This is a genomic window from Nocardioides sp. P4_G10, assembly GCF_056401175.1.
In genome coordinates, this window is sequence record NZ_JBFUJV010000001.1 from 523,243 (window position 1) to 545,692 (window position 22,450).

The 22,450-nt window shown below is 71.2% G+C and carries 16 protein-coding genes; 8 read left to right on the forward strand and 8 right to left on the reverse strand.

The window, feature by feature from the left end; all coding sequences use genetic code 11:
- The gene (nagA, locus tag AC1DP1_RS02490) at nucleotides 1-1,146 is read left to right on the forward strand and encodes an N-acetylglucosamine-6-phosphate deacetylase (protein WP_477505498.1); all 1,146 of its coding nucleotides are present in this window, start codon (nucleotides 1-3) and stop codon (nucleotides 1,144-1,146) included.
- On the opposite strand, the gene AC1DP1_RS02495 is transcribed toward nagA, so the two are convergent.
- From AC1DP1_RS02495 to AC1DP1_RS02505, 3 genes are read right to left on the reverse strand one after another with little or no spacing between them, the layout of a single operon-like run.
- On the reverse strand, nucleotides 1,121-2,065 hold the full coding sequence (locus AC1DP1_RS02495) for a carbohydrate ABC transporter permease (RefSeq protein WP_457184877.1): 945 nt from the start codon (nucleotides 2,063-2,065) through the stop codon (nucleotides 1,121-1,123). The genes nagA and AC1DP1_RS02495 overlap by 26 nt on opposite strands.
- On the reverse strand, nucleotides 2,062-3,009 hold the full coding sequence (locus AC1DP1_RS02500; RefSeq protein ID WP_457184879.1) for a carbohydrate ABC transporter permease: 948 nt from the start codon (nucleotides 3,007-3,009) through the stop codon (nucleotides 2,062-2,064). Before AC1DP1_RS02500 ends, AC1DP1_RS02495 begins: the two co-directional genes overlap by 4 nt.
- A 4-nt stretch (nucleotides 3,010-3,013) precedes the next feature.
- The gene (locus AC1DP1_RS02505) at nucleotides 3,014-4,333 is read right to left on the reverse strand and encodes an ABC transporter substrate-binding protein (protein WP_477505499.1); all 1,320 of its coding nucleotides are present in this window, start codon (nucleotides 4,331-4,333) and stop codon (nucleotides 3,014-3,016) included.
- A gap of 182 nt (nucleotides 4,334-4,515) precedes the next feature.
- Between AC1DP1_RS02505 and AC1DP1_RS02510 the strand changes: the two genes are divergently transcribed.
- The 4 genes from AC1DP1_RS02510 to AC1DP1_RS02525 are packed head-to-tail and all read left to right on the forward strand — an operon-like array spanning nucleotide 4,516 to nucleotide 10,127.
- On the forward strand, nucleotides 4,516-6,516 hold the full coding sequence (locus tag AC1DP1_RS02510) for a beta-galactosidase (protein WP_477505500.1): 2,001 nt from the start codon (nucleotides 4,516-4,518) through the stop codon (nucleotides 6,514-6,516).
- Nucleotides 6,516-7,331: a DeoR/GlpR family DNA-binding transcription regulator gene (locus AC1DP1_RS02515; RefSeq protein ID WP_457184885.1), complete on the forward strand. Its 816-nt coding sequence runs from the start codon at nucleotides 6,516-6,518 to the stop codon at nucleotides 7,329-7,331. Before AC1DP1_RS02510 ends, AC1DP1_RS02515 begins: the two co-directional genes overlap by 1 nt.
- On the forward strand, nucleotides 7,328-9,457 hold the full coding sequence (locus AC1DP1_RS02520; RefSeq protein ID WP_477505501.1) for an alpha-galactosidase: 2,130 nt from the start codon (nucleotides 7,328-7,330) through the stop codon (nucleotides 9,455-9,457). Before AC1DP1_RS02515 ends, AC1DP1_RS02520 begins: the two co-directional genes overlap by 4 nt.
- A 40-nt stretch (nucleotides 9,458-9,497) precedes the next feature.
- Nucleotides 9,498-10,127, forward strand: a complete 630-nt coding sequence (locus AC1DP1_RS02525) for a class I SAM-dependent methyltransferase (RefSeq protein ID WP_477505502.1) — start codon at nucleotides 9,498-9,500, stop codon at nucleotides 10,125-10,127.
- Nucleotides 10,128-10,316: 189 nt separating this feature from the next.
- Here AC1DP1_RS02525 and AC1DP1_RS02530 read toward each other — a convergent pair whose 3' ends face one another.
- Nucleotides 10,317-15,131, reverse strand: coding sequence for a 3-keto-alpha-glucoside-1,2-lyase-like domain-containing protein (locus AC1DP1_RS02530; RefSeq protein WP_477505503.1), 4,815 nt, complete (start codon nucleotides 15,129-15,131; stop codon nucleotides 10,317-10,319).
- 143 nt (nucleotides 15,132-15,274) lie between these two features.
- Between AC1DP1_RS02530 and AC1DP1_RS02535 the strand changes: the two genes are divergently transcribed.
- Nucleotides 15,275-17,416 (forward strand): MMPL family transporter, encoded by a 2,142-nt coding sequence (locus AC1DP1_RS02535; protein WP_477505504.1) that lies wholly within the window; start codon nucleotides 15,275-15,277, stop codon nucleotides 17,414-17,416.
- Between the two features lie 6 nt (nucleotides 17,417-17,422).
- Here the strand turns inward: AC1DP1_RS02535 and AC1DP1_RS02540 are convergent, their stop codons facing one another.
- Nucleotides 17,423-17,719, reverse strand: a complete 297-nt coding sequence (locus tag AC1DP1_RS02540) for a hypothetical protein (RefSeq protein ID WP_477505505.1) — start codon at nucleotides 17,717-17,719, stop codon at nucleotides 17,423-17,425.
- A gap of 23 nt (nucleotides 17,720-17,742) precedes the next feature.
- The gene (mca, locus tag AC1DP1_RS02545; RefSeq protein ID WP_477505506.1) at nucleotides 17,743-18,642 is read right to left on the reverse strand and encodes a mycothiol conjugate amidase Mca; all 900 of its coding nucleotides are present in this window, start codon (nucleotides 18,640-18,642) and stop codon (nucleotides 17,743-17,745) included.
- A gap of 38 nt (nucleotides 18,643-18,680) precedes the next feature.
- Between mca and AC1DP1_RS02550 the strand changes: the two genes are divergently transcribed.
- Both AC1DP1_RS02550 and greA read left to right on the forward strand, forming a co-directional pair.
- A complete protein-coding gene (locus AC1DP1_RS02550) occupies nucleotides 18,681-19,070 on the forward strand; it encodes a DUF4307 domain-containing protein (protein ID WP_457184899.1) in 390 nt (129 codons plus the stop codon).
- Between the two features lie 175 nt (nucleotides 19,071-19,245).
- On the forward strand, nucleotides 19,246-19,737 hold the full coding sequence (gene greA / locus AC1DP1_RS02555; RefSeq protein ID WP_457184901.1) for a transcription elongation factor GreA: 492 nt from the start codon (nucleotides 19,246-19,248) through the stop codon (nucleotides 19,735-19,737).
- A gap of 99 nt (nucleotides 19,738-19,836) precedes the next feature.
- Here greA and ilvA read toward each other — a convergent pair whose 3' ends face one another.
- Nucleotides 19,837-21,045 carry a threonine ammonia-lyase gene (ilvA, locus tag AC1DP1_RS02560; protein WP_457191852.1) on the reverse strand — a complete coding sequence of 403 codons (1,209 nt, stop codon included), beginning with the start codon at nucleotides 21,043-21,045 and terminating at the stop codon, nucleotides 19,837-19,839.
- A complete protein-coding gene (locus tag AC1DP1_RS02565; protein ID WP_477505507.1) occupies nucleotides 21,042-22,445 on the reverse strand; it encodes an AI-2E family transporter in 1,404 nt (467 codons plus the stop codon). The genes ilvA and AC1DP1_RS02565 overlap by 4 nt, the downstream gene beginning before the upstream one ends.
- Between the last annotated feature and the right edge of the window lie 5 nt (nucleotides 22,446-22,450).

Genomic DNA, 22,450 nt, shown 5'->3' on the forward strand with positions numbered 1-22,450 from the left:
GTGATCCTTGCTGCACGACAGGTGGTCACCCCGGCGCGGGTCCTCGCGCCGGGGTGGCTCCTCCTGGACGGCGACCGCGTCGTCGAGGTCGGAGAGGGGGCGCCTCCGCGCGAGCCCGACGTCGACCTCGGTGGGGCGACCGTCGTCCCGGGGTTCGTCGACCTCCACGTGCACGGCGGCGGGGGCGCGTCGTTCGACCTCGGTACGGCGGACGCGGCGGCGGTCGTCGCCGACACCCACCTCGCCCACGGGACGACGTCGATGGCGGCCAGCCTGGTCACCGACACCCCGCAGCGGATGGCCGACGCCGTCCGCGAGCTCGCCCTGCTGGTGCAGGACGGTCGGCTCGCCGGCATCCACCTCGAGGGCCCCTGGCTGAGCCCGCAGCGCTCCGGCGCCCACCAGCCGGGCTCGCTCACCCACCCGGACCCGGCCGCGGTCCAGGCCCTCCTCGCCGCGGGGGACGGCGCCGTACGCATGGTCACCCTCGCACCCGAGCTGCCCGGCGGGATCGAGGCCGTACGGCAGCTCGCCGCCGCCGGCGTCGTCGCCGCGATCGGCCACACCGACGCGACGTACGACGAGGCGCGAGCCGCCCTCGACGCCGGCGCCCGCCTCGGCACGCACCTCTTCAACGCGATGCGCCCGCTCCACCACCGCGACCCCGGCCCCGTCGGCGCCCTGCTCGACTCCCCCGTCGAGGTCGAGCTGATCGCCGACGGCGTGCACCTGCACCCGGCCGTGCTCCGCATGGTGTTCGCTGCCGCGCCCGGCCGTGCCGTCCTCGTCACCGACGCGATGGCCGCCGCAGGCGCTCCGGACGGCGACTACCGGCTGGGCCCGATGGCGATCGAGGTGCGCGACGGCGTGGCACGTCTCGCCGACGGGAACGGCACCGGCGCGATCGCCGGCTCCACGCTCACCATGGACGCAGCGGTCCGCTTCGCCGTGCGCACCGCAGGCCTGCCCCTCCTCGACGTGGTCCACGCCGCCAGCACCGCGCCGGCCCGGGTGTGGGGCCTGGACGACGTCGGCGCGCTCGAGGCAGGTCGCCGGGCCGACCTCGTCGCGCTGGACGAGGACCTGCAGGTGGCCCGGACGATGCGCGCCGGCGCCTGGGTCAGCCCTTCGTCGATCCGAGCGTGAGCCCGGAGACGAACTGCTTCTGCAGCAGGAAGAACACGACGAGCACCGGCAGCGCGACGATGATCGAGCCGGCCGCGACCAGGTTGGTGTCGGTGAAGAACTGCCCGCGCAGGTTGTTGAGCGCCGACGTCACGGGAAGCTTGTCGCCCTGCTGGATGAGCACGGTCGCCCAGAAGAACTCGTTGTAGACCCAGGTGAACTGCAGGGTCGCGAGGGCTGCCAGCGCGGGCCGCACCAGCGGCATGGTCAGCTGCCAGTACTGGCGCCACACGCTGGCCCCGTCGAGCTCGGCGGACTCGTAGATCTCATGAGGCAGCGTCTTCATGTAGTTGCTCAGAACGAACGTGCAGAAGCCCATCTGGAAGGCCGTGTTGACCAGGATGAGCGCCCAGAAGCTGTTGAGCAGGGAGCCCGAGTCGCTCATGAACAACGGAAGCGGGACCTCCCGGAACATCCGGAAGACGGGGATCAGCAGCGCCTGCGGCGGCAGCAGGTTGGCGGCGAGGAAGACTCCCAGCATCAGCAGGTTGAAGCGGTAGCTGAACCGCGCCAGCACGAACGCCACCATCGACGAGAGCCACAGCGTCAGCAGCACGGCCGGGATGGTGACCAGCAACGAGTTCTTCAGGTGGAGCCCGAAGTTGCCACGCGTCCAGGCCTCCTCGTAGTTGGAGGTGGTCCACCCGCCGAGGGAGAGGTAGCCGTTGGCCTGCGTGTAGTCGTACTCGCGGAACGAGTTGATCAGCGCCCACAGCAGCGGGAAGAGCCACACCAGCGCCAGCAGCGCGACGATGACCGTCACCACCACTCCGCGCGGCCTGCTCATGACCCCGCCCTCGACACGCTTGGGAGGGGTGCCGGTCCCGCTCGCGCCGGAGGGCGTGGGACCCGTGTCCGCGGGCAGGGTCTGGGTGCTCATCCTCGGCGCTCCTCACGGAAGACGTTGCGCAGGTAGACGGTGATGAAGATCGACGAGATCAGCATCATGATCACCGCCAGGGCGGAGCCGAAGCCGTACCTCGTCGCCTCGCCGATGACGTTCTGGGCGACGAGCGCGCCGATGACCTCGAGGCCGTTGCGGCCCTTGTTGATGATCCAGACGAGGTCGAAGGCACGCAGCGACTCGATCACCACGATGACGATGACGATCATGTTGATCGGACGCATCACCGGGAAGATCACGTGGAAGTAGGTCTTCACCTCGCTGGCCCCGTCGATGGCGGCGGCCTCGCGGAGGCTGGCGTCGACACCCTTCAGGCCGGCCAGGTAGATGAGCATGATGTAGCCGGTGTGGCGCCAGGATGTTGCGACGAGGACAGCCCACAGGTTGACGTCCGGGTCGCCGTACCAGTCCACCTGGGTGCCGAAGACATCGTTGATGAGGCCCTGGTCGCGGGAGTAGAAGAGCTGCCAGATGAAGCCGATGAGCGCCAGGGACAGCACGACAGGCATGTAGAAGGCGGTCTGGTAGAAGCGGCTGCCCCTCATCTCCCGGTCGAGCAGCACCGCGAGCAGCATGCCGAACACGGTGGGGATGAAGAACAGGAAGCCCAACCAGATCAGGTTGTGCTGGATGGCCGGCCAGAAGGCCGGGTAGATCGTCGCGATGTCCCGGTAGTTCTGGAAACCGACCCACTCGATGGTGTCGAGGTCACCGAAGCCGTTCCACTTGCCGAACGACAGCGCGACCGACCCGAGTGCCGGCACCCAGACCAGGCCCAGCACCAGCACCAGCGGGACCGTGACCATCGCGATGACGGTGATCCGGTCGCGGGTGCCCAGCTTCTTCTCCCGGCCCTGGCGTGGCGCCGAAGCCCGCTCGGTGGTCCCTTCGGGCTGCGGCGCCTCATCGATGTGTGCCATGGCGTCAGCTGAAGATGGAGTTGGCCTGCTCCTGGATGCTGGCCGTGACCCCGTCGATGTCGTCGGGGTTCTTCAGGAAGTCCTGGATCGACGGGATCATCACCGTGTTGGCGAAGTCGGCGTTGGTGTCGCGGTCCATGAACTGGGCGATGTTCGCGGCCGCACTGACGACCTCGACCGACTTCTTCTGCAGGTCGCTGTAGGTGGAGGTGCTGGAGCCGGAGTTGGCCGCGATGAACGGCGCGTCGGCGCCGTTGTTGCCCACATCGGCGGCCGCGGCACTGCCCAGCCACTTGGCCATCGCCTTGCCGCCCTCCTGGTTCTTGCCGGCCGCGGCGACGCAGAAGCCGTCGATAGGCGCGTCGAGCGCGTCGGCGCCGATGCTGGCGTCGAGCTCGGGGAAGGTGAAGAAGTCCAGGTCGTCCACGTCGCTGATCGCGTCCACGACGAAGGTGCCGAGGAGGTACATGCCGCACTCGCCCTTGCCCATCGAGGTGGCGGCCTCCTGCCACGTCCGTCCGAGCGGGTCGGCCTGGTTGTACGGCAGGAGCGTGCGCCACTTCTCGAACACGGCCTTGACCTGGTCGCCGTCCCAGGCCTCGTCCCCGGCCATCAGGCTCATGTGGAAGTCGAAGCCGTTGAGCCGCATGTTGAGGATGTCGAACGTGCCCATCGCGGGCCACCCGTCCTTGTCGCCGAAGGCGAACGGCGTGATGCCCTTGCCCTGCATGTCGTCCATCAGCGCCATGAAGTCGTCGTCGTTGGTCGGCGGCTGCCACCCGTTCTTGTCGAAGACGGACTTGCGGTAGAAGACCGCCCACGGGTAGTAGCTCACCGGCACGAAATACTGCTTGCCGTCCGGCGCGGTCGCGGCCTCCTTGAAGGAGTCGTCGAGGCCGTCGATGGGCCACTCGTCACTGAGGTCGGTGATCAGGCCGTTCTCGGCGAACTGGGCCATCCGGTAGCCGGCGAACCAGGTGAAGACATCGTCGGGCGTGCCCTGGAGGTAGGTGTTGATGCTCTCCTGGAACGTGTTGTGGTCGACGGCGTTGACCGAGACCTCGGTGTCGGCCTCCTTGCCGTACGCGTCGGCCATGGCCTTGAGCCGGTCGTAGGCGGGACCGGAGCCCTCCGCCTCGTTGATGCCGAAGCTCACGCCGCCGCCGGACGAGCCGCCCGAGTCGTCGCCGCCGCACGCGGCGAGGAGGTTGGCGCTGCCGACGGCGAGGCCGCTCAGGGCGAGGCCGCGCAGCACGGAACGCCGCGAGGCGGCCATGGTGGTGAGCGCCGAGCGGGGGATGGCGCTGGGACGGGAGAGTGACACGACGGCCTCCTGGGAGCGACTGACAGCCAAGGACAAAATCAAACAGGGATGCACAGCATGTGACGGCCGCCACAGGGTCGTCAACCCTTTCAGGCGGTCATTCGGTACCAGATCAAACATTTCCAAACCCAAATCCTCGTCAAAGCGTTGACTTTCGCCTGTGAGGGCGGACACAGTTGCGCATGCCGACTTCCCTGCCCGCACTCGCCTTCGGCGGCGACTACAACCCCGAGCAGTGGCCCGCCGAGGCCCATGTCGAGGACCGTCGCCTGATGCGTGAGGCCGGCGTCGACCTGGTCACGCTCGCGGTGTTCTCGTGGGCCTGGCTGCAGCCGCGAGCCGGAGCGTGGGAGTTCGGCTGGCTCGACGAGCAGATGGACGACCTGCACGCGGCGGGGATCAAGGTCGACCTCGCCACCGCCACCGCGTCTCCGCCGCCGTGGCTGACGCACCGCCACCCCGAGATGCTGCCGGTGACCCAGGACGGGCGCACGCTGTGGCCCGGCGGGCGCCAGTCCTTCTGCCCCAGCTCACCGGTCTACCGCGAGCACGCCCTGGAGCTGTGCGCCCGGATGGCCGAGCGCTACCGCGACCACCCGGCGCTCGTCCTGTGGCACGTGTCCAACGAGCTCGGCTGCCACAACGCCCGCTGCTACTGCGACACCAGCGCGACGGCGTTCCGCACGTGGCTGCGCCGCCGGTACGACGACGACGTCGCGCGGCTCAACGACGCGTGGGGCACGGCGTTCTGGTCCCAGCGCTACGACGACTTCGAGCAGGTGCTGCCGCCACGCGTGGCGCCCACCCACGCCAACCCCACCCAGCAGCTCGACTTCGCGCGCTTCTCCTCCGACCAGCTGCTCGACAACTTCGTCGTCGAGCGCGACGTGCTGCACCGGCTCTCCCCCGGGGTGCCGGTGACGACCAACTTCATGGTCATGCGGCAGACACCCGCCATGGACTACCTGCGCTGGGGGCGCGAGCTCGACGTCGTGTCCAACGACCACTACCTCATCGGCGCGGAGGACGGCGGCCACCGCGAGCTGGCGTTCAGCGCCGACCTCACCCGCGGTACGGCCGAGGGTCGTCCGTGGCTGCTGATGGAGCACTCCACGAGCGCGGTCAACTGGCAGCCCCGCAACCGGGCCAAGGTGCCCGGTGAGATGATCCGCAACAGCCTGTCGCACGTCGCGCACGGCGCCGACGCCGTGCTGTTCTTCCAGTGGCGCGCCTCGCGGGCCGGGGCGGAGAAGTTCCACTCGGGGCTCCTCCCCCACGCCGGCACCGACACCCGGCAGTGGCGCGAAGTCGTCGAGCTGTCCCGGGTGCTCGATGCGGCCGAGGAGGCAGCCGGCAGCACCGCTCGCAACGACGCCGCCATCCTGTTCGACTACGAGGCGTGGTGGGGCTGCGAGCTCGACTCCCACCCGAGCATCGACGTGCGCTACCGCGACCGGGCCGAGGACCTCCACCGGGCCCTGTCGGCCCAGGGCGTGGGGGTCGACGTGGTCCATCCGTCCACCGACCTGTCGTCCTACCGGCTCGTCGTGGTGCCCACGCTCTACCTCGTCGACGACGCCACCGTCGCTGCCCTCACCGCGGCAGCCGAGGCCGGTGCCACCGTCGTGATCACCTACTTCAGCGGCATCGTCGACGAGCACGACCACATCCGTCTCGGCGGCTACCCAGGGGCGTTCCGCGAGCTGCTGGGCGTCCGCACCACCGAGTTCCTCCCGCTGCTGACCGGCCAGTCGGTACAGGTGGAAGGGCTTGGCGCCGACGCCGTCACCGCAGACACCTGGTCCGAGGACCTGGAGCTGGCCGGCGCGGAGGCGGTCGCGACGCACGTCGACGGCCCCGCCGCCGGACTCCCCGCGGTCACCCGCAGGACGGTCGGCGAGGGCACCGCGTGGTACGTCGCCACGCGCCTCGACCCCGGCGGCACCGACCGGCTGGTGGAGCGGCTGGTCGCCGAGACCGGCATCGAGGCGCTGCCCGGCGCCACCGACCTGGTCGAGGTCACCCGCCGGGTCGGCGACGACTCGAGGTGGCTCTTCGTCATCAACCACGGCGACGCACCCGCCCCGGTCGACGTGCACGGGGTGGAGCTGGTCACCGGCCGCGACGTCGCCGGTGACCTGCAGGTGCCCGCGGGCGGCGTGGCCGTCGTGCGGGAGTCCTGATGCTCGCCGCCCAGCGCCGGGGCCGGATCCTCGCCGAGCTCAGCCGGGACGGGACGGTGCGCGTCACCGACCTCGTCGAGCTGCTCGGCGTCTCCGACATGACGGTGCGGCGCGACCTCGTCGCCCTGCACCGCGACGGCCTGCTCGAGAAGGTCCACGGCGGGGCCCTCGCGGTGGCCGAGCCGTCCTCTTCCGAGCCCGGGTTCGCCGCGAAGTCGGTGCAGCACCGGCGGGAGAAGGAGGCGATCGCGGCAGCCGCCGCCGAGCTGGTGCACACCGGCATGGCGATCGCGGTCTCGGCAGGCACCACCACCCACGCCCTCACCGAGCACATCGCCCGGATCCCCAACCTCACCGTCGTCACCAACTCGGTGTGGGTCGCCGACGTGCTGCACCGCACGGGTGACGCCACCACCTCGGTCCTCCTGACCGGCGGCCTCCGCACTCCGTCCGACGCCCTGGTGGGCCCGGTCGCCGTGTCGTCGCTGCGCAGCCTGCACGTCGACGCGTTCTTCATGGGCGTGCACGGCATGGACGTCCGAGCCGGCTTCAGCACGCCCAACCTGCTCGAGTCGGAGACCAACCGCGCGATGATCGAGCGCTCGCGGCGCCTGATCGTGTGCGCCGACTCCAGCAAGTGGGGCGTCGTGGGCCTGAGCAGCATGGCCTCGCTGTCGGAGGCAGCCGTGCTGGTGACCGACTCCGGACTGTCGGCCCACGCCAGCGGCGCGCTCGCCGACCACGTCGGCGAGCTCGTCGTCGTCGACCCGGTCGACGACGACGATGACGACCTCGTGGCGGCGGTCGACTCGTGAGCACCGCGCCCGTCCACCTCGCGCGCGGCGGGGTCAGCCTCGTGCTGGCCGACGACGACCACGGCATCCCCCGCATCGTGCACTGGGGCGCCGCGCTCGGCGACCTCGACCACGCGGCCCTGACCGACCTGGCGGCAGCCCGGCGACCCGGCGCCTCGCGGTCGTCGTACGACGGCAGGCGCACGACGGGCCTCGTGCCCGACGGCACGCGCGGCTACTCCGGCACCCCTGCCCTGTCCGGCCTCCGCGTCGGCGGCACCACCCGGGCGGTGACGCCGAGCCTGGTCGCGTGGGACGTCCGCACGGACGGCGGGGCGAGCGTCACCTGCACGTCGACCGACGACGAGGCGGGCTGGTCCGTGCGGGTCGCGCTGTCGCTCGACGCTGCGGGTCTCCTGCACGCGCGGACGTCGGTGACCAACACCGCCGACGGCGACCTCCACCTCGCCTCGGTCCTGACCGCGCTGCCCGTCGGCGCCCATGCCACCGAGCTGCTCGACCTGACCGGACGCTGGTGCAAGGAGCGTGCGCCGCAGCGCCACCCGTGGGTGCAGGGCACGCACCGGCGCGACGCCCGCCACGGCCGCACCGGCCACGACGCCACCCTCGTCATGGTGGCCGGGACACCCGGGTTCACCTTCGGATCCGGCGAGGTGTGGGCCGTGCACACCGCGTGGAGCGGCAACCACACCCACTACGCCGAGCGCACGCCCGAGGGTGAGTGCCTGGTCGGCGGGGGTGAGCTGCTCGACCCGGGCGAGGTGGTCCTCGCCCCCGGCGAGACCTATGACGCCCCGCACGTGCTCGGCTCGTGGTCGCGATCGGGGCTCGACGCGATGAGCCACCGCTTCCACGCCCACCTGCGCGCCGTCACACCGCGGTCCCGGACCGAGCGCCCCGTCATCGCCAACTCGTGGGAGGCGGTCTACTTCGACCACTCCCTCGACCGGATCGCCGAGCTCGCCGACGCCGCCGCGTCCGTCGGGGTCGAGCGCTTCGTCCTCGACGACGGCTGGTTCCTGGGCCGCCGCGACGACACCTCCGGGCTCGGCGACTGGACCGTCGACCCCGCCGTCTGGCCGCAGGGGCTAGGCCCGCTGGTCGAGCACGTGACCGGCCGCGGCATGGAGTTCGGCCTGTGGGTCGAGCCGGAGATGGTCAGCCTCGACTCCGAGACCGCCCGCCGCCACCCCGAGCGGGTGCTGCGCGGGCGCTCCGCCGTGCCGCCGGAGTGGCGCCAGCAACAGGTCCTCGACCTGCAGGACCAGGGCGCATACGACGACCTGCGCGACGCGCTCCTCGCGCTGCTCGACGAGCTGGACATCGCCTACCTCAAGTGGGACCACAACCGGGACATCACCGACGCCGTCCACGACGGTCGTCCCGCCGTGCACGGCCAGACGCTGGCCTTCTACCGCCTGCTCGACGACCTGCGGTCCGTCCACCCGGCCCTCGAGGTCGAGTCGTGCTCCTCGGGCGGCGCCCGCGTCGACGCCGAGGTGCTGTCCCGCACCGACCGGATCTGGCCCAGCGACACCATCGACGCGCTCGAGCGGCAGCACCTGCAGCGCTGGACCTCGCTCCTCGTGCCGCCGGAGCTGATGGGCTCCCACGTCGGAGGGCCGACGGCGCACACCACCGGGCGGACGCACTCCCTGCGCTACCGGGCCGCGACCGCGCTGCTGCACTGGTTCGGCATCGAGTGGGACATGTCGCGCCTCGACGAGGCCACCCTCGCCGAGCTGCGCACGTGGATCGAGCTCCACAAGCGCGTGCGACCCCTCATCGGCACCGGCACGCTCGTCCACCCCGACCACCCGGACCCCGCCGTCGCGGTGACGGGCATCGTGGCCGAGGACCGCTCCGAGGCGTGGTACGTCGTCGCGACCGTGGCGGCGACGGCGACCCAGCACCCCGCCCCGCTCCTGCTCACGGGCCTCGACCCCGACCGGCGCTACCGCCTCACCGAGGAGATGCCCCTCGGTCCGGTCGGCGCCGACCTGACCGGCACCTGGTCCGCGGACGGTGCCGAGCTCGGCGGCCGGGTGCTGGCGACGTCGGGCATCGCGCTCCCGGTCCTGGACCCGGAGGAGGCCCGGGTGCTGCGACTCGTGGCCGTGGGCTGAGCCCGGCGCCACGTCCCGAGCGGGGCCTACCCTGCTGGACATGGACGCACACGCCTGGGACGAGAGGTACGCCGCCACCGACCTGGTCTGGTCGCGGGAGCCCAACCAGTTCGTGGCCGCCGAGCTCGCCGACCTGCCTCCGGGCACTGCGGTGGACCTCGCGGCCGGCGAGGGACGCAACGCCATCTGGCTCGCCTCGCGCGGGTGGTCGGCGGTCGCCGTCGACTTCTCGCAGGTCGCCCTGGACAAGGGCGCCCGCCTGGCTGCCGACGACCCTCGAGGGCTCGACGTGACGTGGGTCCGCGCCGATGCCACCGCCTGGGAGCCGGCGGAGCCGGTCGACCTCGTCGTGGTGGCCTACCTGCAGGTACCCGCGGGCGACCGGCGGCGTGCCGTGCGCAACGCAGTCGGGATGCTGCGTCCCGGCGGGACGTTCCTGCTGGTCGCCCACGACTCGAGCAACCTCACCGACGGGACCGGCGGGCCGCAGGACCCGGCGGTGCTGATGACCGCCCAGGACGTCGTCGGCGACCTGACGAGCACGGCCGACCTCGACGTCGAGGTGCTGCACGCCGAGCGTGTCGCCCGCGAGGTCACCGCGGCCGACGGCCACGGCGGCGAGGAGCGTCGTACGGCGTGGGACTGCCTGGTCCGGGTGGTCAGGCGCTGACCCGGCTTCGGGAACCGGGGCTGCGTCATACCGATCCGCACCGATAGGTGCCGGTCCGTATGACGCWGCGGCCGGCGATCTGTCGGACAGGGCGTACGACGACGGCCCGCCCCCCGGTGTGGGAGGACGGGCCGTCGGGGGGTGTCCGGGGGTCAGACGTTGTTGCGCGCCTGACCACCCGGGAACGGGTCAGCGCTTGAGGCGGACCTTCACGCGCTGCGTGGTGCCGTCCTCGTGGCGGACGACCAGCACCACCTTGAGCGACGCCTTCTTGCCGAGGAGGGCGCGCGCCAACTTGTTGAGCTTGAGCACCACAATGCCCTTGTCCCGCGCGTCCATGTCGAACGCGCCGGCGCCGAGCCGCTTGCCCTTCGCGCCGCGGGTCCGCAGCACGACCTTGCCCTCACAGGCGACCGAGCCGCAGCTCAGCACCAGCTTGGCCTTGCGCCGGTTCTTCGTCGCGTCGACCTTCCCGCCCTTGACGACCGTCACCGCGGGCGCCGACGGGGTCGTCGGCGGCGTGGTGGGCGGCGTGGTGGGAGGGGTCGTCGGCGGCGTCGTGGGCGGCGTCGTCGGCGGGGTCGTCGACGGCTCCACCACCTTCAGCTGCGCACTGCCCTGGCCCGGGTCGGTCGCCACGTCGCCGGCGTACTCGGCCACCAGCTCCACGGTCCCCGCCTCGGCGAACGGGCCGACCTCGAAGGTCGCCTTGCCGTCCTCGAGCTCCACCGCCGGCAGGTCGGTGCCGTCCACGGACAGCACCACCTCACCCGTCGGTGCCGCTTCGGCGGCCGAACCGACCTCGACGACGACCTCACCCTTGGCACCCGTCTCGAGCTCCTCCGGCGCGGTGACCGTCACGTCGGACGCGACGTTCTCCGGGTCGGCGAGGTCCATGACCTGCACGTCGCGGTAGAAGACGTTCTCGCCGCCGCCGTGGTTCTGCAGCCCGATGTGGCTGGGCCACGTGAGGCGCCTGGTCTCGGACTCCGGGCTGGTGAAGTCGTTGACGAGCACGTCGTTGAGGTAGACGCGGATGCGCTTGCCCTCGACCCGGATCTCGTAGTGGTTCCACTCGTTGAGCCCGTTGAGCGCCGCGTCGCGGGCCGCCTTGTCGGCACCCTTGAACGTGTAGATGGCACCCGTCGTGCGGTCGTCGGCGTCGCTGGCGTCGATCTGGATCTCGTAGCCACGGTCGACCGCGACCCAGGGGTCACCCGCCGGGTTGGGGGCGTCGCCGTCGTAGCGGGGGGTCGTCTCCGGGTTCGGGAACCCGACGAAGACGCCACCGTTGTCGTCCTTGGTGAGCTTCCAGTCCAGCTGCAGCGAGTAGTCGCCCGCGAGCGGCTCCGAGTGCCACAGCAGGCCGAGGCCACCGTTGGTCTTCAGCGTGCAGTCGGCCTCACGGGTGAACAGGCCGGGTCCGGCCATGTTCCAGTCGTCCATGCTCGCCGCGGTGCCGTCGAACAGGCTGCGGTAGCCCGGGTCTGCAGGCGTGGCCTCACAGGTGTCGGGCTCGACGACCGGCTCGACCATCTTGAACCAGTCGAACGCGCCGACCTGGCTGCCGGTGCCGTTGTAGGCGGCGACGCCGACCTTCGGTGCCACCAGCCCGGTGCTCGGGTAGCCCGAGCCCATCGACGTCCACGTGGCACCCTGGTCGACCGACCAGCGGCCCTGGATCGAGGTGCCGGTCGAGACCATCTGCAGCTGCAGGTCGTCGGGAGCGGCGCCCTCGGGCAGGTCGGCGTTGGTGTAGACCATGTCGCCGTTGATGCGGCGGCCCAGCTCGAGCACCCAGTCGCCGTCCGGCTTCTCCATCGCCACGAACTTGGCGTAGTTGGTGGCGCTGGTCCAGGCCACGAGACCACCCTGGAGGTAGTCGTCGGCACCGGTCATCGAGAACTGGGTCGCAGCGGCCCAGGGACCCTCGGCCGGAGCCGGCTGCAGCACCATGTTCTTGGCGTCGACCGCCCCTCCGGAGAGGTCACCGGACTGCGCGTTGATGCGCAGCTGGCCGTCGGCCACGGCGACACCGGTCGCGGTCTTGTTGAGGATCGTGCTCCAGCGGCACGTGTCCAGCTTCGTGCCGTCGAACTCGTCGTCGGCACCGGGCGTCTGGCCCGGCGCGCACGCCTCACGGGAACCGAGGTCGAGGTAGTCGATGTTGACGTTGCCGTTGTCGCCGGCGTCGCGCTGGATCTTGATGACGTTGGTGCCGGCCTGCAGCTCGAGCTGGTCGGTGACCGAGCCCCACTCCTTCCAGGTGGCGAACGGCGGCAGCGACAGCTTCTTGGCGAAGACGCCGTTGACGTAGACCGACATCACCTTGGTCTGGCCGGCCTGGGGGTTCGGGCCGTTGGCGTAGCCGAGCTTCACGTTGTGGAACCCGGCCGCCGTCGCGGTCACGTCGAAGGTCACGGACGCGCCGTCGACCTCGAAGCCACCGACGTAACCGGCGCCGCTGAAGCCGGCGTGCTCGGTCTGCACGCGGTTGCGGTCACCGGTGATGGTGCCGACCTCGGCCTCGACACGACCACCGGTCGGGTCGACGACCTTGAGGTGGTCGAGGTTGACGTTGCCGTCGTCACCGGTCTCGTAGGCGATCTCCACGGTGGTGACGCCGGCCGGCAGGTTGACGCGGACGGTGTGCGTGCCCCACGTCTTCCAGTCGCCGAGCGGCGGCAGGACGATCGTCTGGAKCACCCCGCCGACGTACAGGCTCATCTTCTTCGCCTGGTTGGGCTGCGGGTTGGGACCGTTGGCGTAGCGCAGCACCAGGTCGTAGGCGCCGGCCCTGGGGGCGACGACGTCGACGGTGACACCCGAGCCGATGGTCTGGATGCCGTCGACGAAGCCCGACCCGGTGAAGCCGGCGTGCTCGGTGTCGATCCCGGCGGTGCCGGTGAGGATGCCGTCCTCGAGCTCATAGATGCCGTCGGCCGGGGCCTCGGGCTCGGGCTCGACGTAGCCGGGGTAGCTGTTGAGGGTGTACCAGGCTTCGGTGCTCCACAGCGTGTCACCAGACGTCGAGGCGAACGGCCGCGGCGAGCGGAGGTGGACGACGCGGTCGGGCTTCAGGCCGTCGACCTCGAGCGTGACGGTCTTCCCGTCCTCGCTGGCGGTCGCGCTGGTGACGGAGAGGCTCTCCTGGTCGAGCTTGGGACCGCCGTACTGTGCCGTCGCGCGGTAGCGCCACTGCTGGACCTGGTACTTGCTCGCCAGGTCGGCGAGCGTGTCAGCGGACAGGGGCTTGGTGTACTCGATCTCGAAGCCACCCTCGACGACGTCCATCGACAGCATGTCGAAGGGCACGTTCTGGGTGAGGTCGAGCTTCTGCAGGCCGTAGCGCAGCTTGCCGTTCTGGCCCCAGTTGCCGCCGGCGCCGAGGCCACCGATGATCAGCTGGCCGTTGTCGCCCTTGAGCACCCGGCTGACACCGGCCTCGAGGCCCTGCGTCATCCGGAACAGCGCGCCCTGCTTGGCGCCGTCGACGACCTCGAGGTCGGCGCGCTGGAGGCCGCCGTAGGTGACGTCGCCGATGAACATCTGGCCGGCGTACGGGCCGCCGTCGACGACGACGGGCGTGCTCGGGGAGTTGGCGATCTCGTTCTGCGGCATCCACAGCACCGGCTTGGTGACCGGCTGGTCGTCGAAGCGACCGGGCGTGCCGTCCTTCTCGGTGGTGAAGTGGTTGTAGAACTCGCCCGGCTTGATCTCGATCAGCTTGGAGGCCGGGAGCCAGCCGCCCTGGTTGTCGGTCACGAAGATCTCGCCGTTCGCGCCCCAACCCATGCCGTGCGGCGTGCGGAGGCCGCCGGCGACGTGCTCGATCTCGCCGGTCTCCTTGTCGATGGTGATGTGGTTGCCGCGGTCCTGCGAGCCCTGCGGCACGGTGGTGGCACCACCGAGGTTGATGGAGACCGACAGGTTCACGTGGAACTTGCCGTCCTTGTAGAGCATGCCGAAGCCGAACTCGTGGAAGTTCCCGTCGAACGGGTAGGTCGCGATCTGGTCCTGCGACTGGAAGACGCCCTGGGCGTCCTCGTCGGTCAGCTTGATCAGGCCGGTCTTCTCGGAGATGTAGATCTCGCCGTCGACGACCTTGATGCCCTGCGGCTCCTTGAGGCCGCCCGCGATCTTGGTGCGCGTCACGTCCGCGGTCGAGTCGGCGCCCTTGACGCCCTCGAGCCGGTAGAGCTCACCGAGCTCCACGTTGCCCTGGTCGTTGCCGTTGCCGCCCCAGGTGAGGACGAGCAGGTCGTCGCCCATCCACTCGAGGCCGGTGACCTGCGGCTCGAAGCCGCTGGGCCGGAGGTCGGTGACCTTGTAGGCGGGGTTCACCCCGTCGAGCTGGAGACCGTCGCCGGCCGAGTCGTTCTGGCCCTCGCAGTACTTGAACCCGGGAGCCGTGACGCGCGTGACGCCGGCCTCGGTGCTGAGGACGGAGGTGGGCACGACGGTGAACGCAGCGTCACCGGGCTTCTTCCACTGCAGCGTGAGCTGCTCGCCGCCACCGGCCTCGAAGAAGTTGATCCGCAGCTTCTTGATGCCCGGCGAGAGCTCCGCCGAGCCGTCCTTCGGCGTGTTGCCGTGGAGGCCGTCGTTGTCGATGACCTTCGTGTCGTCGATGAACAGCTCGGAGCCGTCGTCGCTCAGCAGCCGGAACGTGTAGGAGCCGGCGGTGGGGATGTCGAGGTTGGCGAGCGCCTCCACGACGAAGTTCTCGGACAGGCCGCCGAAGTCCTCCGGGGCGTCCCAGTCGATCGTCGGCTTGAGCAGGTCGACGTTGGGGGTCTGCGCGGCCTTCAGGGTGCAGAGCTCGGAGATGCCCTGGCCGAGCTGGTAACCGCGCATGGTGACGCCGGGCTCGTCGCCGGACGGGATGGCCGACGCGGCGCTCGGCACCGTGGCGGCAAGGCTTGCCGCAACGGCAGCGGCAAGGGTCGCGGCGGCCCAGCGGCGCGCGCGGGGGGGTGGAGCGGTGGAGGAATTCTTCGACACCGGGGGATTACCTCTCGGGAGCCCGGGCGCGAGGCACGCCGGGACGATTGTGACGACGCTCACCCTAGGACCGATCCGACAGTTTGTGAACAACTTTTGACTGGTGATCGTCATAAGGGGCGGTCCCCGTTACAGTCACGCTCGTGCTGGAGGACCTCGGACGGCTGCTGCACCGCTGGCGACGCCCGGTCCTCGCGACCTGGGCGGTGGTCGTCGTGCTCGGCGCCGTCCTGGGGGGCTCGGTCTTCGACCTGGCCGAGGCTCCCGACCCCCTGCGGGACGACAGCGAGTCGGCCCAGGTGAAGGATCGGCTCGAGGCCGCCGACCCCGAGGGCGAGCTGGTGGTCGCCGTCCTGTCCGGTGCGGACATCTACGGCGTCGACCTGATCGACCAGGCCACGCGCACCCTCCACGCCGTACGAGACCTGCCGGACGTCGTCGAGGTGCGCGACCCCTGGACCACCGGCGCGCAGGACCTCGTCCGGCCCGACCGGTTCGGCACGGTCGTCACCGTCGAGATCGACCACACCGTCGACCGCGACCGTGCCCTCGCTGCCGCCGCCGAGGTCGAGAAGACCCTGCAGCAGGTCGGCATGCCCGAGGTGCTGGTCGGCGGCCCGCTGCTGGCCGAGGAGGCCTTCGGCGAGCAGGCCGTGCAGGACGCCGCGCGGGGCGAGGGCGTCGCGATCCTCGTGCTCGTCGTCGTCCTCGCGCTCGCCCTGGGCGGGCTCGTCGTCGGCCTGCTGCCCGTGGCGACCGCGCTCGGCTCGGTCTGCGTGGCCCTGCTGGCGCTGGCGGGCCTGGCGCGGCTGACGCCGGTGAGCGACTACGCCGTCAACGTCGTCACGCTGCTCGGCCTCGGCCTGGCGGTGGACTACGCGCTGCTGGTCCTCGGCCGCTTCCGGGAGGAGCGAGCAGCCGCGCCGGGCACCGACGTCGCAGCAGCGCTCGGGCGCACCCTGGCCACCTCCGGGCGCACGGTCCTCGTCTCGGGCCTCACCGTCGCGACGGCGCTGGCCGGCCTGCTCGTGCTGCGTGACCCGGTGCTCTCCCCGATGGCGATCGGAGGCCTCGTCGCGGTCGCCGGCGCCACGCTGACCGGACTGACCCTCGCCCCCGCGCTGGTCGCCGTGTCACACGGGCGGATCCCCGCACCCGCGGCGGGTCGTTTCCTGGGCGGCACCCCCAGCGCCCATGCGCTGCTGCCACGCCTGGCGAGGTTCGCGCAGCGCCGGCCGTGGCCGGTGCTGCTCGGGTGCACCGCCCTGCTGCTCCTGCTCAGCACGCCCCTGCTGTCCCTCGACCTCCGCAACTCCGACACCCGCTCGCTCCCCCGCGACAGCGCGCCGCGGCTGACGCAGGCCGCGATCGAGGACCGCTACCCCGACCAGGTGGCCACCCCGATCACCGTGCTGGTCGAGGCGGAGTTCTCCTCCCAGGAGACCGCGGACGCCATGGCGGGGCTGGCCGGCATCCCCGGCGTCGTCGACGTGCTGCTGTTCGACCCCGTGCCCGGCGACCTCAGCCAGCTCCTCGTCGAGCCTGAGCCGGACGCTGCCGGCGACTACGACGGCCCGAAGGTGCAGGACCTCGTACGACGGCTGCGGGCCGCCGACCTCGGGGCCGACGTCCTCGTCGGCGGGCCCACGGCCGAGCTGGTCGACACCCGCGACGCCCTCGCCGACCGGGCGCCCATCGCGGTGCTGGTCGTCGCGCTGCTCACCGCCCTGCTGCTGGGACGGCTGACGCGCTCCGTTGTCGTACCCATCAAGGCGGTGGCGCTCAACCTGCTCTCCCTCGGCGCGACGCTCGGCGTGGTGGTGGCCATCTTCCAGCGCGGCTGGGGGTCGTCCCTGCTCGGCTTCGACTCGTGGGGCGCCCTCGACGTCACCACTCCCCTGCTGCTGTTCATGTTCGCGTTCGGGTTGTCGATGGACTACCACGTCTTCCTGGTCGCCCGGATCCGCGAGGCGTGGGACGAGGCCCTGGCCCGCCCGACGCGCAAGCGGGATCGCGGCAAGGACCTCCGGGCGCTCAACGACGAGGCCGTCCTCACCGGCATCACCGCCTCGGGACCGGTGGTGACGCTCGCCGCGGTCGCGATCGGGATCGTGTTCCTCGGCTTCGCGCTCGGCGAGCTGATCGCGGTCAAGGAGATCGGCGTCGGGATGACCGTGGCCGTGCTGCTCGACGTGACGATCGTGCGCGGCCTGCTGCTGCCGGCGTCGATGACGCTGCTGGGCCGGTGGAACTGGTGGCTGCCCGGGCAGGGGCAGCAGGGCTGAGGAGCCTCAGCGCTCGTCGGTGGTGGCGGAGGTGCCCGTCGTGGCCGAGCCACCCGGGGTGCCCGGTGCGTCCGGTGCGTCCGTCGCGTCCGTCTCCTCGGAGCGCTGAACCGGCTCGTCGCCGTAGACGCCGGCGTCCTTGGCCGCCTGCGCCTTGCGCAGCTGCTTGACCAGGCTGAACGCGATGATGACGACCGCGATGATCATGAAGATCCACACGGCGAAGCCCAGCGGACCCGCCTTCACCTCGGTGTCCTCCGGCGTGGGGTCGTTCACGAGCGCGATGATCAGCAGGTGGAGCATGCCCCTAGTGTCCCACTTCCTGCTCAGGGAGCGGGGGTCGGGATCCCCGCGAAGAGATCGTCCTCGGGCAGCGTGCTCTCGACCGTCGACTCGACCAGCTCGTAGTCCTCGGTGGGCCAGGTCTTCTGCTGGATCTCACGCGGGATCGCGAACCACATGCCGTCGGGGTCGATCTGCGTGGCGTGGGCGAGCAGCGCCTGGTCGCGGACCCCGAAGTAGTCGCCGCACGGCACCCGCGTGGTGATCCGGTCGTCCCACTCCGGCTCGCGCTCCCACTTCTCGAGGCGCTCGGCGTAGGGCGACTCGAGGTCGTGGGCGAGCATCGCCTCGTGGAGGGCGTTGGTCTTCGCCCAGCTCCAGCCGTGGTGGTAGTAGAGCTTCATCGGCTGCCACGGCTCACCCGCGTCGGGGAAGCGCTCCGGGTCGCCGGCCGCGTGGTAGGCGGCGACGGAGATCTCGTGGCAGCGGATGTGGTCGGGGTGCGGGTAGCCGCCGCGCTCGTCGTACGTCGTCAGGACGTGGGGACGGAACCCGCGGATCAGCCGTACGAGGCGCTCGGTGGCCTCCTCGAGCGGCACGAGCGCGAAGCAGCCCTCCGGGAGCGGCGGAAGCGGGTCGCCCTCGGGCCAGCCGGAGTCGACGAAACCGAGCCAGTCCTGACGGATGCCGAGGATGTCGCGGGCGCGGTGCATCTCCTCGCGGCGGATCTCGGTGATGTTCTCCCAGACCTCGGGGCGGTCCATCTTGGCGTTGAGCACCGAGCCGCGCTCGCCGCCGGTGCAGGTGGCGACGTGGACGTCGACCCCCTCGGCGACGTACTTCGCCGTGGACGCGGCCCCCTTGCTCGACTCGTCGTCGGGGTGGGCGTGGACGTGCATGAGGCGGAGGCCGGCGCGGGGTCGGTCTGCGGGGGGCTGGGCCATGGTCTGGAGTCTAGGAGCAGGGACTTACGCTTCTGTGCGTGACCACCGACCTCGCCGACCGCTACGGCGCCCCCGCCCGGTGGCGGCGCCCCGCAGCCGTGGGCCTCGCGGTCGTCCTCGCCGTCGTCGGACTGACGTGGCTCGGCTGGACGGCGTGGTTCCACGGCAGCCCCGACGTCCGCTCCGAGGTCGTCACCTTCGACGTCACGAGCGACCACCAGGTCGAGGCCCGCGTCGACGTACAGCTGGCGGACGGCGTGGAGGCCAGCTGCCGCGTGCGCGCGCTGGCCGAGGACAAGACGGCGGTCGGCGAGCTCGCCTTCACCCCGGTCGACGGCCCCAACGAGGTCGTCATCCGCACCGAGCGCCGCGCCACCTCCGTGGAGAAGCTCGGGTGCACCTCGCCCGACCAGCCGCGACCGCGCTGAGCCGTCGGCCTGCACTTTTGCCTCAGTCTTGCTAACCTGATCGTTCTGCCCGTCCGGGTGCGCTGGCCGACGTCTGTCGCCGCGCCGACACCGATCGGACGGAAGATCCCACTGACCCGATGCGGGCGCGCTGAGGCACACCCGCATCCAGTACCACGTGAGCAGGAGCACCGACATGACCGACCAGGGCACCGTCTGGCTGACCCAGGAGGCCTACGACAAGCTGCAGGCCGAGCTCGAGGACCTCAAGGGCCCCAAGCGCCAGGACATCATCGAGAAGATCGCCGCAGCACGTGACGAGGGCGACCTCAAGGAGAACAGCGGCTACCACGCTGCCAAGGACGACCAGGGCAAGCAGGAGGCCCGCATCCGTCAGCTCGAGGACATGCTCCGCAAGGCCGAGGTCGGCGAGACGCCTCCCAACGACGGCGTCGTCGAGCCCGGGATGGTCGTGACCGCCCGCATCGACGGCGGCGACGAGGAGAAGTTCCTCCTCGGCGCCCGCGAGAACCTCTCCGAGGGCGACACCCTCGACGTCTACTCGCCGCAGACCGCCCTGGGATCCGCGATCAACGGCAAGAGCAAGGGCGACACGGTCACCTACACCGCGCCCACCGGCAAGGAGTTCTCCGTCGAGATCGTGGACGCGGAGCCCTACAAGGCCTGAGCACCACCTGATCACCGCCGGAGCGGTGAGTGAGACAGCTTTTCTGCGTGCAGAACCTGTCTCACTCACCGCTCCGCGGCATTTGAGGGCGTACGACGCTCAGTTGTCGACGCGGTAGCCGCGCTCGCGCAGCCGGGCCATCAGGTGCTCGGCGTGCGTCTCGCCGCGGGTCTCGAGCTGGATGCGCACCTCGACCTCGTTGAGGGTCAGCGACGGCGAGATCCGCTCGTGGGCGACCTCGAGCACGTTGGCGCCCTCCGCACCGACCTCGGCGAGCAGGGAGGCCAGGCCGCCGGGCAGGTCGGGGATGCACACGCGGAGGTAGAGGTAGCGACCGGCCGCGGCGAGGCCGTGGCGGATGACCTTGCTGAGCAGGAGCGGGTCGATGTTGCCACCGGACAGCACCGCGACGGCCGGGGTCTGGAAGCCGGTCGGGTTGTCGAGCAGCGCCGCGACGGCGGCCGCGCCGGCGGGCTCGACGACCTGCTTGGCCCGCTCGATCAGGGCGAGCAGCGCACGGGACAGCGACTCCTCCGAGACGGTCACGATCTCGTCGACGTGGTCGCGCACCGCCGCGAAGGTGATGTCACCGGGCCGGCCGACCGCGATGCCGTCGGCCATCGTGCTCATCGACTCGAGCGGCACGGGCTCGCCGGCTGCGAGCGAGCCCGGGTAGGCCGCGGCGCCCTCCGCCTGCACCCCCACCACGCGTACGTCGGGGCGCAGCGCCTTGACCGCGATCGCCACCCCGGCGAGCAACCCGCCACCACCGGTGGGCACCAGCACGGTGCGTACGTCCGGCGCCTGCTCGAGGACCTCGAGCCCGAGCGTGCCCTGCCCCGCGACGATGTCGACGTGGTCGAAGGGGTGGATCAGCACCGCGCCGGTCTCGTCCGCGAACTCCCGGGCGCGCGCGAGCGAGTCCTCGAGGTAGCGGCCGTGGAAGACGACGTCGGCACCGTAGCCGCGGGTCGCCTTCTCCTTGGGGATCGGCGCCCCCTCGGGCATGAAGACGGTGGAGCTGATGCCGAGCGTCGAGGCGGCGAGCGCGACACCCTGGGCGTGGTTGCCCGCGGACGCCGCGACGACGCCCTTGGCCCGCTCCTCGGCGGACAGGCGCGAGATGCGGACGAAGGCGCCCCGCGACTTGAACGAGCCGGTGCGCTGGAGGTTCTCGCACTTCAGCGACACCCGTCCCCCGACGAGCGCCGACAGCCAGCGCGACTCCTCCATCGGCGTGGTCACCGTCAGGCCCTCGAGCATCTCGCGCGCGGCGATGATGTCGGCCAGGGAGCACTGCTCAGTCATGCCCGGTCCTCGTGCTTGTCGTCGTGCTTGTCGCCGTGCTTGTCGTCGGCATCGTCGGGGGCGTCCGGACCCGCGAGGGGGCCGTCATCGTGGACCTGGTCGCCCTCGTTGGGAGGTGGCCCGATGTCGTCCTCGAGCGCGTCGTCGGGATCGTGCTCACCGACGTCGGTGTAGGAGGAGAGGTGCTGTGCGACGGCGTTGCCGGCCGCGGCGAGGGGTACGGCGACCAGCGCGCCCGCGATGCCGGCCACGAGCACCCCGCAGCCGATCGCCACGATCACGCCGAGCGGGTGCAGCGAGACGAAGCGACCCATGAGGAACGGTTGCAGCACGTGGCCCTCGATCTGCTGGACCAGGATCACGCCACCCAGCATCAGCAGCGCCGTCCACGGACCCTGGTCGACCAGCGCGACGAGGATCGCGACCAGTCCGGCCACGGTGGCACCGATCATCGGGACGAACGCGCCGAGGAAGACCAGCACGCCGATGGCCACGACGAACGGCACGCCGAGGAACACGGCGACGAGCATGATCCCGATCGCGTCGACCAAGGCCACCAGGACCGTCGCCCGCACGAACTGGGTCAGCGACACCCACGCGACGCGGCCCGAGGCGTCGACGCGCTCGCGCGCGGCGCGGGGGGCGATCCGCACCAGCCACGACCAGATGCGCTCGCCGTCGGCGAGGAAGAAGTAGGTGGAGAACAGCACGATGAAGAAGCCCGCGACCACGTGGCCGAGGGCCGTGCCGACCTCGGTGGCCCGGGTGACCATGCCGTCGGTGCCGGTGCTGCCGGACACGGCGGCCTGCATCTGCTTGATGTAGCCGTCGAGCTGGGAGTCCGAGACGTGGAACGGCCCGGTGCGCAGCCACTCCCTGACCTGACCGAGCCCGGTGACCACCGAGTCGGACAGATCGCTCGCGCCCTGGGCGACCTGCTGGCCGACGAAGGTCAGCAGCAGCCCGACCGTCCCGAGGCCGATGAGCATCACGACGCCGGTCGCGAGGCCGCGCGGCACCCCGACGCGGCGCAACCAGATGACGACGGGTGAGGCCAGCGCGGCGATCAGGAGCGAGATGGCGAGCGGCAGGGTGATGACGGCGAAGAAGCGCAGGGTCCACAGCAGGCCGAGCATCGCGATCGCGATGGCGATGAGCCGCCAGGACCAGGCGGCGGCGAGGTCGAGGCCCCACGGCACCTGGGCGCGGCTGAAGTTGGAAGGTCCGGTGGTGAACGCCGGCTCGGTCCGGCGCTCGGCACGAGACTGCGCCCACTGGGCGACGATGCGCTCGGTGAGCCCGTCCTCCTCGCGGGCGAGAGCGGCGAACAGCCGCCGCCGTCCCGACTCCACCTCGGGGTCGCCCGGGGTGTCTGCCGAGGGCCTGCTCTGCTCGCTCACGTCGT